The following is a 12,930-nucleotide window of genomic DNA, read 5'->3' on the forward strand; positions in this document are numbered from 1 at the left end:
ACGAGATGGCTACTGCTCCCATACATAATCCCAAACGCAACACCGAACGGCTGTTTTTGTTACTGGCATCCGTGGTGCTTGGCCTGCTCTTTTACCAGCTACATGCGGTACTGCAGCGCGATTTTACACAGGTGCCGCAGCGCATTGCTGATGGGTCGATGGTCAATTTAAACAGCGACAACCCGGGTCAAAGATTGCAACAGTTGTTGCAAAAAGGATTTTATTACGAAGACCGCCGTGATATTGCTCTCATCACTTCTACCGTAACGCAAAATCTGCGCAGCGATGAAGCCACCATTGATAACATTGGCGAACTGAACAAACGCAAATATTTTGTCAATGCTGACCAGGCTTTTGCACAAGGCGGTGCATCGTTTCAAAAAAGAGTAAAAGTTTCCAGAGGACTATTGGGCTTTGCCGGCCGAGATTCGCTGCGTTACGAAGCGGAGCAAAAATCGCCAGCCCCATTAGCATCGCAAGTCAACGCAGGCGCGGGTTCGGGGCGTATTGAAGTGGAAATCGAAAACAGGGATGGAAATGCTATGGCCGGTGTATTGGTGCGGCTGCAAATGATATTGCCGGAGAACAGCTTGTATAGCAACCGCGTGGTAGAAGTGGCCCAACTGCAAACCGAAAAAGGAGCTGGGTTTGAAAAAGAATGGATCACTGATTCACTGGGCGCCAAACAATTACAAGGACTTGTGTCGTATGCACGCACCAATGCCGACGGTGAAGTGCAGTTTGAAGGCCTGCCCGAGGAGCGGTCATTTGCCGTATTGCCGTTACAACCGGGTTTCCAGTTTGGTGCGTCAAAAGGAGTAGAGGCGTTGGATGGAAAGGAGTCTTTTTCTTTTATACAACAACCCCATACCATTCGGTTGCTGGCCACCCGCGACTTCAACAATTTAAAAAAAGAAGGTGCCTTAATTGTGCGCATGCCCGATGAGGTAAACCAATGGTATTGGATTTTGGCGGCCGTCTTCTTTGCATCTTTTTGGTTGCTGCATGTTTTCTTATCAGTTAAACTGCCGCGTGTTGACCAACTCATCGTGCCCGCAATTTTCCTGCTCACCGGATTCTCATTCTTAACCCTATTAAGCCTGCAGGATCCGCTGCGCGACCGGTTTTTGGCAAAAGACATGCTGCTGTTTTTCGGCATCGGCATGGCCGGCATTTTTATCCTGCTCCTGTTCGACCTGCGGAAATTCACGACGGACTCCGGTTTATACAGGTTATTTTATTTTAAAGATCAGCCATCCGCCGCAACGGGCTGGCCCTGGGCTGCAGCAGCCGTGGGTTTGCTGTTGCTCACCATTATTTTTGGCTCCGGCCCCGAGGGCAGTGGCGTAAAAGTAAACCTGTTTGGCTTTCAACCCAGCGAGCTGGTGCGTTTTCTGCTCTTGTTTTTCCTGGCGGGGTTTTTCACCGCCAACGAAGCATTTATTTCAGGCTATGCTACGGCGCAAAAAAGGTGGCGCTTTTTCTATCTGGCGCTTGCCACTATTTTGGCTGCCATTTTCCTGTTCCTGATGCTGGGCGATCTAGGTCCGGCAATGGTGGTATGTTTCACCTTCATTATTTTATTTTCATTTTCCCGCGGCGATTTTGGCTACATGATCGCTTCCATTATCGGCTATGCATTACTGGTATGGCTGGTGAAAAATGTGTGGCTGGCAACGGGCATCACGGCAGCGCTATTGGCACTGTCTTTCTTGTTTATCCGCAAGCAGCTCAGCGAATCGGCTATTATGGCGCTGACCGTTATCGCAGGATTTTTATTGCTCGATGAAGTGCCATTTTTAGACCGCCTTTTTCCCGGTCCCATCCAGCGGCTGTCCGACAGAAAGGCCATTTGGGAAAATGCATGGAACAACGAAGTGTTTGGCGGCGACCAGGTAGCCAATGGCATCTGGGCCATGTCGAGCGGCGGCATCCAGGGGCAGGGCATCGGCGAAGGTTTCGCCAAAACAATCCCCGAAGCCCATACCGATATGATCCTGCCTGCGTTTGGCGAAGAGTTTGGCTGGGCCGGCATCATCACCATTTTTTTGCTGTTTGTCATCCTGCTGCACCGGGCCATTGTTATTGGTAGGCAAACAGGCAGGCCATTTCTTTTTTACCTGAGCGCCGGCATCGGCATCAGCACATTTGTACAATTTGTGTTGATCGCCGGTGGCTCCACTGGTGCCCTGCCGCTGTCGGGTGTGGCACTTCCATTTGTGAGTTATGGTGGCTCTTCGCTCATCATCAATATGCTGGCTGCAGGGTTCCTGCTGTCGGTGTCGATGGTGCAGGGCTCGCCGGTGCAAATGGGGTATATAAAAAAACAGCAGGACCGCAACCTGATGCCCGCATTGGTGGCAGCATTTATTGGCATTGCACTGTTGGGTGCCAACGTATCGCGATACCTGTTCAACAACAAACGCTGGGTTGTAGAACCCGCACTGGTAGCCGAACGCAGCGGTGCCCGCATGTACAGCTACAACCCGCGGATTGAAATATTAATGAACCGACTGCAAGCAGGCAACCTGTACGACCGCAACAACCTGCTGCTGGCAACAAGCAAACCGGAAGCCATCGTGCAGAACAGGGACACATTGCTAAAAGCAGGTTTGCAAACACACCTGTTGGAAGCCCTGTCGCACAAACGGCTGCAACGTTATTACCCGTTTGGCGAACAGATGTTTTTCTGGACCGGCGATGCCAACACCGGCGTTTTTACCGGCGGCAACAATGGCTATTTTGCCGAATACCAGCATGCTGCAGAACTGCGGGGTTTTCCTATTCCCACATCGGGTGTGGAAGTGGTGGCCAGCCGCTATCGCGAAGACCGATTTTTGCCGCAAACCACCCGCGAAATGATGGTGGCGCGGAAAGACTACCGGGCCATTTCGCCCTTATTGCTCGCCGGGGTCAATAGCGAATTGGTTGATTCGGCTAAACAAAGCAACCGCGATATGCGCCTGACACTGGATGCGGCGCTGCAAATGAGCATCCAGCAATCGCTGCAGGCAAACGAGGCGGTGCGCAAAAGCAGGGTTTCGGTAGTGGTGATGGACGCATCAAATGGTGATGTGCTGGCCTCCTCAATGTACCCGCTGCCACCGGTTGATAACTGGGATTTGCTGACGCTGCCGCAACGGGAAATTGCAAAATTCGGCCAGTGGGTCAGTACGATGGATCCTGGTTTTACCCATGCCACACAGCCTGGTTCTACGGTAAAATTATTGACCGCGTTGGCTGCATTTAATAAACTGGGCGATGCAGCTGCCACTAAGACGTTCCGCATTTCGCCCAACGACTTGGTGCGTACCCGCGGCGATGAACCTGATGAAGCGGGTTCCATCAACCTGCAGCGGGCTATTGTAAAATCGAACAACCCATATTTTATTAAGCTGGCAAACGAGGAGAACCTGCACGAAGAAATGGCAACGCTCTACATCCAAACCGGTATGTTTTTGCGGGGCGTGGGCGGATATTATTATAGCTTCGATGGCGGCAACGCGTTTAGAGCAGCCGAATGGCGCAACCTCTGGCGTGATACCGAGTTCCGCAGCAAAAGAAGATACGACCCTAACAACATCAGGGCAACAAGAGGTTTGGGCATTTCGGGCATGGCCTGGGGACAAGGCGAACTGGTGGGCACACCGGCCTCGGTGGCGCGGCTGGCTGCAGGCATTGCCAACGGTGGTATTTTAATGGACAACCGCTATGTGCTGCAAATTGCCGATTCGCTGGTGGGGGTAAAGGATAGCATTGTTTTGGCAAAAGATGCGCAGCATACCGCACTGCTCACACAGTTTATGAAACAACAAAGCGCCTCAAAAGTAGGACGCTTGGGCATTGCTGTTGCGGGCAAAACCGGCACTCCGGAACGCATCATTCGCGGTAAGCGCATCAACGACGGATGGTATGTATTCTTTGCGCCGAAAGCGTCTGGCGGCGGCCATATCGCCACCTGCATCCGCATCGAAGATACCAGGGGCAGCAGCATCGCCGTTCAGTTAGCGGGTACCGATGTAATTCCGCACTTGTTGCGCATGGGCTACATCAAGGGTTTTGACAAATAGCGCTACATCCGCATTCATTGAAACAACCATTTTAAATCATCAATCTACCGCTATGTTTTCGCTGTTTAAAAAAGAAAACAATAACATGCCGCCTGACGTTAAATCCATCCGCGACCATTTACTGCGGTTCATCAAAGAACAGTTGCAGCAATGGGAGGGAGGTGAAGGGGGCAACATTCGTTTTTTGCATTTGTACATTAATCCGGCCGACGAGGAAAAGGAATTGTACGAAGCCGCAGCATACAAATCGGAGGAAGCCAGGCTGAAAGAAGAAGTGCAGCGCATTGCCGATGATTATGCGATTGACCTGCCCGCCGACTGGCAGTTCGAGGTATATTTTTCTGAAAATGTTCCGCCCGATGCGGTGGTTGCTGCCAACTTTGCTGCGGCATTGCTGGTGCGCAGCGGCAGCCGCAAACCCGCGCAGGTATTGAGTGCAAAAGCATTCATTAAAGTGTTGCACGGCGAGGCCGAGCAGGAGTTGTACCAGTTTGATTCTGATAGCGGTCGCATCAATATTGGCCGCGACAAAAAGGTGCAGGCCGGCGACGGATTTTACCGCGAAAACTGGGTGGCCTTTCCGGCCACCAGCCAGCACGAAAGCAACCGTTTTGTGAGCCGCCAACATGCGCATGTGGAGTGGGATGGCGAAGCCGGTGTATTTATGTTGTACGCCGATGAAGGCGGTGTGCCGCCACGCAACAAAGTAAAAGTGCGACCAAGAGGCGGCGAGGCCGTCAAGTTGCAAAGCACCCAAATTGGCTACACGCTCCAGCACGGCGATCAAATTATTTTGGGCGATTCTGCGTTATTAGAATTTGGAATAACACCCTGAGCAATTTTTTAGCTACATGGAAGAACATCATTGCTTGTAGCTGCCAGGGAAAAAAGAATAAATGTCAAAAGTATTTACCATAACGGAAGGGCTCGAAAATATGGGCGCCCTGAAAACGGGCGGCCAGGGATCGGTGTACAAGGCGCGGCGTATTGGGCCAATTATCACCGCTGTGAAATTATTGCCCACACCCATTCATACCGAATCGGAGGAAGACCGTCATTACCGCGACTTTCAGAACGAAGTGGCGAAACTGAAACGGGCCAATGCACAGCCCAATCCCAACGTGGTGAAATTCCTGAGTTCGGGTATTACCGAAAGCGGTTCGCTACCTTTTATCGAAATGGAATTCATCGAAGGCCCCGACCTCGAAGAATTGTTGCACCCGCCGCACGACCCGGTTTTTTCCATCAAAGAAATCATGAAGGTGGCCGACCACCTTTCGAATGCATTGGCGCATTGCCATCGCCTCGACATCAGGCATGGCGACATCAAAAGCAACAATGTAAAATTCAACATACATACCGGCAATTACGTGCTGCTTGATTTTGGCCTGGCCATAATGAGTGACGAACAAAGGCGTACCAGTTTGCGCCATGCCGGTGCCATCGAGTTTATGGCGCCGGAGCAGAACGAAGGCCGTATGCTCCCGCAAACCGATATCTATTCATTCGGCATCATCCTGTATGAACTCATTGCAGGGCGGGTTCCGTTTCCCTTAACCGGCGGCACCGAAAGTGCCCGCAATGAAGTCCGGCTGCAGCATATGGAAACGCCGCCACCCGACCCGATGCAGCTGCGCCAAGACGCTTTGCCCCAAAACTGGAGTAGTGAAAAACAGGCGCGGGAAATGGCAGTGCCTTCGTGGCTGCTGCATTTGGTAGAACAATGCCTGCAAAAAAGACCGGAAGACCGGTTTGCATCGGGGCTGGAGCTGCACGATTTTGTGGCGCAGCACATGGTGCAATCCACGCAAAAAGCTGCCACCGTTGCGGCACAAAAGGATCCTTTTGCTGCACTGGAAAATGAGCGGCTGAAGGCTAAAATGGCCATTTTGCAAAAAACACTGCAGCAACAACGGGAACTGGCTGCGGCAAAAGAATCGGAATTGGTAAACCTGCGGGTGGCACTTACCCGCAAAGACCGTGAATTGGCCGAACAGCGGGAACGACAACCTGCCTATGCAGCGCCGCCAACGGTGATGCCGGCTGCGCCAGTGGGTAAACGTTCCTCCGGCATGAAGCTGCCCATGATATTAGTGGCTGTGTTTCTCGGTGCCGCATTGCTGTACCTGGCGGGCAATAATCTGTTTGGCAATAACGAGCCAACAACCGAACGGGAACGGCCTGCAAAAAAAGTTTCGGAGCCGGCACCCGAACCCCGCCGCGTTATTGGCGAATATAAAGTAGTATCTGAGCGGGCATATTTTCATAACGACGCCGACCAGGCTACACGCCGCGGTGCATACATGATCCCATCGGAAGAAATCATTAAGGGACTGGAAGAAAAAAATGGCTTCATCTATGTGGAGTTTACCAACAACCGCAACCAAACGTCTAAGGGATGGTTGTTGCGGGAAGACCTGATGCCACTTTCGGAATGGCTGCAGCAGCAGGCGGAGCAACAACGGCCGCTGACAAAGATTGAGATCAACCAGCAATTGCAGGAAGCAAAGGCATTCATCAATACCAACAACAAGGATGCGGCATTTGCTATTTACCGAAAACTGGCGGAGCAGGATGTGCCCGAAGCTATGTACGAATGGGGCAACCGGGCACTCAAATCGGAACACGAACAATTGAACTGTGATGAAGGTTTTGACTTGGTACGACGTGCTGCTGAAAACGATTATACACCGGCAAAACGAACGCTTGGTTTTTTATACTTGTTCGGTCAAAATAAGGATGTACTACGCATGAGCAACTACCAGCGCTGCACGTTTGAACGCAACGTGGTGCGGGGCACACGCCTGCTGGTGCAAGCAGCCACCGAAGGCGATTCTACTGCCAACCGTATTTTAAATGATTTCAATAATCAAAACGACGAAACCGATAGTAGCGAAGAAGGGCAGTAAGAAATGAATGTGGGTTTATCTAATTCAAGCGAAAGATGTTCTTGAAGCCATTTGCTTAAAGAAAAAGAAAGCGCTTATAAAAAAGCGCTGCCTGTTTTATTTAAATGTATATACGCCTTTCTCGGTCCACCATGGATAAATTTCCATCCGAAGCCGGCCGGTAATTACCGCCGAATCTTGTTGCACCATTTGTGAGACCGTTGCCGAATCAGGCGCATCGATGATAAAAATGCCGCGCAGGTCGTCGTCGGGGCCAATGGGCCCGGCCATCACCAGCGCACCGCGCTGCGCCATGCTGTTGATGTTGCGCATATGTGCTTCCTGGATCTTTGCAGCGGCGGCACTGTCTTGCGTTCGGTTGGTGCCCCGTTTCAATAATACCAGCCAGTATTGTTTCATTGCCGCGGGTTCGTTTGTACTGGCCAGTGGCGGCAAGTATTCTTTTGCAGCAAGTTGGTCGGCGGCATAACAAAATACCGCCAGCAAAACGGCGGACAACATCATAATTCGGATCATTATGGCAGCTTTAGTTTTTCAAAATAATATTTTCCTTTTATAGTTCAGCTTAAAAATGATCAGCACGGGAACTGCGCCGTTGAATTGCATCTAGCTTTCGGTAAAAGTTAAACCCTGCCAGGCAGATTTGCGGATGGCTTACGCAAGCCCGAATTACCTATCTTGCCTGTACGAAAAAGTGCAAACAATATGGCCACCGACCAATTTCAATCGCCGGATTATTTTCTTGTAGATGATTTGCTCACGGATGAACAGAAACTCATTCGGGAAACAGTGCGGAGTTATGTAAAAAAAGAAATTTCACCCATTATTGAAGACTTTGCGCAGCGGGCCGAATTTCCTGAACAGATTGTGCCGCAGCTGGGCGAACTCGGTTGTTTTGGTCCCACCATTCCTGCCGAATATGGCGGCGGCGGCCTCGATTATATTTCCTATGGTTTGATGATGCAGGAACTGGAACGTGGCGATAGCGGAGTGCGGTCTACCGCATCGGTGCAAGGCTCACTGGTCATGTTTCCCATTCATGCTTATGGCAGCGAAGAACAAAAACAAAAATATTTACCCAAACTGGCCTCCGGCGAATGGCTTGGATGCTTTGGTTTGACCGAACCGGATCATGGCTCCAACCCGGCAGGCATGATCACCAATATTAAAGACGCCGGCGATGACGTGGTGCTGAATGGCGCCAAACTTTGGATATCCAATGCGCCGTTTGCACAGGTGGCAGTGGTGTGGGCTAAAGACGAAGCCGGCGATGTTCGCGGGCTGATTGTAGAGCGGGGCATGGAAGGTTTTACCACGCCTACCACGCATGGCAAATGGAGCCTACGTGCATCGGCTACCGGCGAACTGGTTTTCGATAATGTGCGGGTGCCCAAAGAAAATATTTTGCCCGGCGTAAAAGGTTTGAAAGGACCATTGAGTTGCCTTACCAAAGCCCGCTACGGCATCGCCTGGGGAGCATTGGGCGCAGCCATGGATTGCTACGATACGGCATTGCGCTACAGCACGGAACGCGAACAATTTGGCAAACCCATCGGTGCTTTTCAATTGCAGCAAAAAAAGCTGGCGGAAATGATCACCGAGATCACCAAAGGACAGTTGCTCAACTGGCGGCTCGGCGTGCTGATGAATGAAGGCCGGGCTACGCCGCAACAGGTGTCGATGGCCAAACGAAACAGTTGCGAAGTGGCCACCAATATTGCGCGGCAGGCGCGGCAAATGCTGGGCGGCATGGGCATCACCGGCGAATATTCGATCATGCGGCACATGATGAATTTGGAAAGCGTCATTACATACGAAGGCACCCACGACATTCACCTGCTGATCACCGGCATGGATGTAACGGGGATTAATGCATTTGGATAAATATGTTGTTACAAATCCATCATGTTATTATGCACACCACCGCGTTAAATTTTCAAGCCATTATAATTTTTACCGGAAAAAGCTTTTATTTAAATCCGGGTAATCCTGCCCATCGTACCTGAAACAAAAGCACCACCATGAGAATTTATCTGATCGGGTTTATGGGCTCCGGTAAAACATACTGGGGCCGGCAATTGGGCCAGAAACTGGAGCTGCCCAAATTTGACCTCGACGAACAAATAGAACAGGCCGAAGGGCGGCCCGTTACCGAAATATTTGCACAGGAAGGAGAGGAGTATTTCCGCCAAAAAGAACAGGAAACGTTGATGCTGCTTTCGGAAACCCACGAAAGTTTTGTGATGTCCACCGGCGGCGGCACGCCCTGCTTTTTCAACAACATAGATTACATGAACAAGATGGGCACCACCATCTGGATCAACAGTTCCATCGACAGTCTGCACCAGCGCATTTCATCCGAACAGGCCCAGCGCCCATTGGTAAAAGACCTGGACAGCGAACAATTGCGGGCCTACATCATCAAAAAGCTGGGCGACCGGAAAATTTTTTACCAGCAAGCTTCCGAAGTTATTTTTGAGCACGAATTGAGCCTTGATACTTTTTTAGATAAAATCTTTCACGAAGAAAACAGGTTGTAATGACGGGAAAATTATGGTTGCTGGCGGGTAGCGTGTTGGCGGGACTGGGCGTAGCATTGGGCGCTTTTGGCGCACATGGATTGAAAAAACTGGTGGCACCCGAAACCGTAGCCACTTTTCAGACAGGCGTACAATACCAGATGTACCATGCCTTTGCATTGCTGATTGTGGGTTTGCTCGCAGATAGGGTGGGCGCTGCCGGCCAATTGAATGGCGCAGGCTGGTCGTTCCTGATTGGCACTTTGCTTTTTTCGGGCAGCTTGTATGCACTGGTGGCACTCAAAGCTGCGCAAAAAGCCGGCCTGGGTGGCATCGGCATCATTACCCCAATTGGCGGGCTGTTTTTTATCGCCGGATGGATTTTGCTGGCGCTTGCCATCGCCAAAAAAATGGCGTAAAAAATTTGGCGGAACCTCTATTAACGGGTGTTGCAATGCGCTTATTGTATCCAACAAGCGGCGGCAAATTTTACCCCTAAAACCCAAAGCTTACCCCATGTAAGTAGCGGCAAACACCCCCCTGAACCTTATCTTTGCGCACATGGCTAACAGGCTGAAGAAGCCCGCTGCTCCCCAGCCAAAGGAGCAGCCGGTAGTGAAGGAAAAGGCGCCGGTTCCCCAAAAATTCAAGAAAGACCGGGAAGAATCCGTTGACCTGAAAAAGTTGGCGAAAGACGAACGTACCTGGAAGATCCTGGGCACGGTGTCGCTGCTTGTTTCCATATTTCTGTTCATTGCTTTTGTTTCCTATTTTTTTACCTGGAAAGAAGACCAGGACAAGCTCATGTCGGGGAGCAGCTTTTTGTTCAACGACGAACTGGTGGTGGCCAACCTGCTGGGGCGCCTCGGTGCCTGGACAGCACACCTGTTTATTTTCAAAGGATTTGGCATTGCAGCCCTGCTTTTTTGCACCTTCTTTTTTGTACTTGGCATCAACCTGGTTACCACACGCAAAGTTTTTTCGCTCTGGCGCAACCTTCGTTATGTAACCATCGGCCTTGTCATTGCTTCGGTTTGTTTTTCTTTCCTTTTTGGCGCAGCGGCATTTCCGTTTGGTGGCCGCGTGGGTGATATGATCGCTAATTGGCTCGGCTCATTTATGGGCTCGGTGGGCACTTCGGTGTTGTTGCTGGTGGTGGCTTCGAGTTACCTGATCTGGCAATTTAATCCAACCTTCAAAATACCGGAACGAAAGCCCAAAGAGACCGTCGAAGAATGGGAAGAAGAGGAAGAAGAACCGGAGCCTGCAACTCCGGCAGTTGCGGTACAGCAGCCTATTTCAAGGCCTACCCGCATTATTGCGGAAACAAAGCAACCGGAAGTGGTGCAACAACATCATGAGGCAAAACCCAACGCCATGAAGGGCGATGTGCCCCTGATCCTCAACCTGCCAAAAGAAGAAACGTCCGGAGTTTCTTTTTCGGTGATTGAAAAGGAAGACGAGCCATTTGCGTTACCCATTTCCGACCCGGTGGAAGAGGCAGTTGTTGAAGAACTAACCCATGAGTCAGAAGCCGCTGCATTCGACATCGAGCCCGAGGTGGTGCCGCAACGTGCAGCTGCCGCCCCGGTGGTGATCATGCCGAAGAAAAAAGAGCAGCCGCTGCCGCAGTTGGTGATCAACACGCCTGATCCCGAGCCGGAAATCATCCCGGAACCGGTATTGCCGCCGGCTGCGCCTGCAAACCTGCCGCAGATTGCTCTGGAAATAAATACGCCGCAGGAAGAAAGCGAAGAAAAAGCAGAAGAGGACAAAGAATACAGCGACCTGCCACCATACGAGCCCACACTCGACCTGCGGGATTATAAATACCCGGTGGTGGACCTGCTGGAGGCTCACGGCTCCGAACGCATTGTGCAGGACGCGGCCGAACTGGAAGCCAATAAAAACCAGATCCTCAGCACGCTGAAGAACTACGCGATTGACATTCAGAAGATCAGTGCCACGGTGGGCCCCACGGTTACGCTGTATGAAATTGTGCCGGCTGCCGGCGTACGCATTTCGCGGATCAAAAACCTGGAAGATGATATTGCGCTGAGCCTTGCGGCGCTGGGCATCCGCATCATTGCACCCATCCCCGGCAAGGGCACCATTGGTATTGAAGTGCCCAATGTAAAAAAGACCGTAGTGAGCATGCGTACCTTGCTTTCTTCGGAAAAATTCCAGCACAACGCCTACAGCCTTCCCATTGCCGTGGGTAAAAAAATTGACAACGAAAACTTCATTGTAGACTTGGCCACCATGCCGCACTTGCTGATGGCAGGCGCCACCGGCCAGGGTAAATCGGTGGGCCTGAATGCGATCCTCGTTTCGCTGCTGTATAAAAAACACCCGTCACAACTTAAGTTTGTGCTGATCGATCCAAAGAAAGTGGAACTGAGTGTATACCGGTTGATTGAAAAGCACTTCCTGGCCAAGCTGCCCAACGAAGACGAAGCGATCATCACCGACACTAAAAAAGTGATCAACACCCTCAATGCCCTGTGTATTGAGATGGACAACCGCTACGACCTGTTGAAAGAAGCGGGTGCCCGCAACATTAAAGAGTACAACGAGAAGTTTACCAAACGCCGCCTGAACCCGCAAAAGGGTCACCAGTACCTGCCATTTATTGTGCTGGTGGTGGACGAATTTGCCGACCTGATTATGACTGCCGGCAAGGAAGTGGAAATGCCCATTGCCCGCCTCGCACAGCTGGCCCGTGCCGTGGGTATTCACCTGATCATTGCCACACAGCGCCCTTCGGTAAACATCATTACCGGTACCATCAAAGCCAACTTCCCGGCACGGATCGCGTTTAAGGTTTCTTCAAAAATCGACTCCCGTACCATTTTGGATGCCGGCGGTGCCGAGCAACTTATTGGTAAGGGCGACATGCTGATTTCTTACAACGGCGAAATTGTGCGCCTGCAATGCGCCTTTGTGGACACTCCGGAAGTGGAGCGTATTGTGGAATATATTGGCAAACAGCGCGGCTACTCGCAGGCATTTCAACTACCTGAATACACCGATGAAAAAGAAATCGAAAAAGGTGGTGACCTGGATGCCGGCGACCGCGATCCGCTGTTTGCCGATGCAGCCCGCCTGATCGTGCAAAACCAGGTTGGTTCCACCTCGTTGATCCAGCGCCGGATGAAGCTGGGTTACAACCGTGCCGGTCGCCTGATGGACCAATTGGAGCAAGCCGGTGTGGTGGGCCCGAATCTGGGCAGTAAAGCCCGCGAAGTGCTGTACAAAACCGAGCACGAACTGGAAGAATTTTTAGAAAACTTTGGTTAGAATGCCGTTAAGAAGGCGGGTAGCCATCAATTACGGTACATAACTTGAAATATAGCTGGTATTGAACGGCTATCTTTAACGCCGGCATTTTTAAAACCACTGGGTGCATTACCTTAATTCCTTGTATTGGAT

General features: G+C 51.2%; 8 protein-coding genes. 7 read left to right on the plus strand and 1 reads right to left on the minus strand.

What is annotated here, in order from left to right; translation table 11 throughout:
• Nucleotides 1–5 precede the first annotated feature (5 nt).
• The 3 genes from EPD17_RS12535 (at nt 6) to EPD17_RS12545 (ending at nt 6,979) form a co-directional block, all read left to right on the plus strand.
• On the plus strand, nt 6–4,070 hold the full coding sequence (locus EPD17_RS12535; RefSeq protein WP_132054677.1) for an FtsW/RodA/SpoVE family cell cycle protein: 4,065 nt from the start codon (nt 6–8) through the stop codon (nt 4,068–4,070).
• An 85-nt stretch (nt 4,071–4,155) separates the two neighbouring features.
• Nucleotides 4,156–4,905, plus strand: a complete 750-nt coding sequence (locus EPD17_RS12540; protein ID WP_240040607.1) for an FHA domain-containing protein — start codon at nt 4,156–4,158, stop codon at nt 4,903–4,905.
• A 61-nt stretch (nt 4,906–4,966) separates the two neighbouring features.
• Nucleotides 4,967–6,979 (plus strand): protein kinase domain-containing protein, encoded by a 2,013-nt coding sequence (locus EPD17_RS12545; RefSeq protein ID WP_132054681.1) that lies wholly within the window; start codon nt 4,967–4,969, stop codon nt 6,977–6,979.
• 96 nt (nt 6,980–7,075) lie between these two features.
• Here the strand turns inward: EPD17_RS12545 and EPD17_RS12550 are convergent, their stop codons facing one another.
• Nucleotides 7,076–7,495 carry a YciI family protein gene (locus tag EPD17_RS12550; protein ID WP_132054683.1) on the minus strand — a complete coding sequence of 140 codons (420 nt, stop codon included), beginning with the start codon at nt 7,493–7,495 and terminating at the stop codon, nt 7,076–7,078.
• 189 nt (nt 7,496–7,684) lie between these two features.
• On the opposite strand from EPD17_RS12550, the gene EPD17_RS12555 reads away from it, so the two are divergent.
• From EPD17_RS12555 to EPD17_RS12570, 4 genes are all read left to right on the plus strand, one after another.
• Nucleotides 7,685–8,863 (plus strand): acyl-CoA dehydrogenase family protein, encoded by a 1,179-nt coding sequence (locus EPD17_RS12555; protein WP_132054685.1) that lies wholly within the window; start codon nt 7,685–7,687, stop codon nt 8,861–8,863.
• Nucleotides 8,864–9,000: 137 nt separating this feature from the next.
• Nucleotides 9,001–9,519 (plus strand): shikimate kinase, encoded by a 519-nt coding sequence (locus EPD17_RS12560; RefSeq protein ID WP_132054687.1) that lies wholly within the window; start codon nt 9,001–9,003, stop codon nt 9,517–9,519.
• Nucleotides 9,519–9,917, plus strand: a complete 399-nt coding sequence (locus EPD17_RS12565) for a DUF423 domain-containing protein (RefSeq protein WP_132054689.1) — start codon at nt 9,519–9,521, stop codon at nt 9,915–9,917. Before EPD17_RS12560 ends, EPD17_RS12565 begins: the two co-directional genes overlap by 1 nt.
• Before the next feature lie 142 nt (nt 9,918–10,059).
• Nucleotides 10,060–12,798, plus strand: coding sequence for a DNA translocase FtsK (locus EPD17_RS12570; protein WP_132054691.1), 2,739 nt, complete (start codon nt 10,060–10,062; stop codon nt 12,796–12,798).
• Nucleotides 12,799–12,930 lie beyond the last annotated feature (132 nt).

This window comes from Pseudocnuella soli, assembly GCF_004347775.1.
Classification (GTDB): Bacteria; Bacteroidota; Bacteroidia; order Chitinophagales; family Chitinophagaceae; genus Flavisolibacter; species Flavisolibacter aquaticus.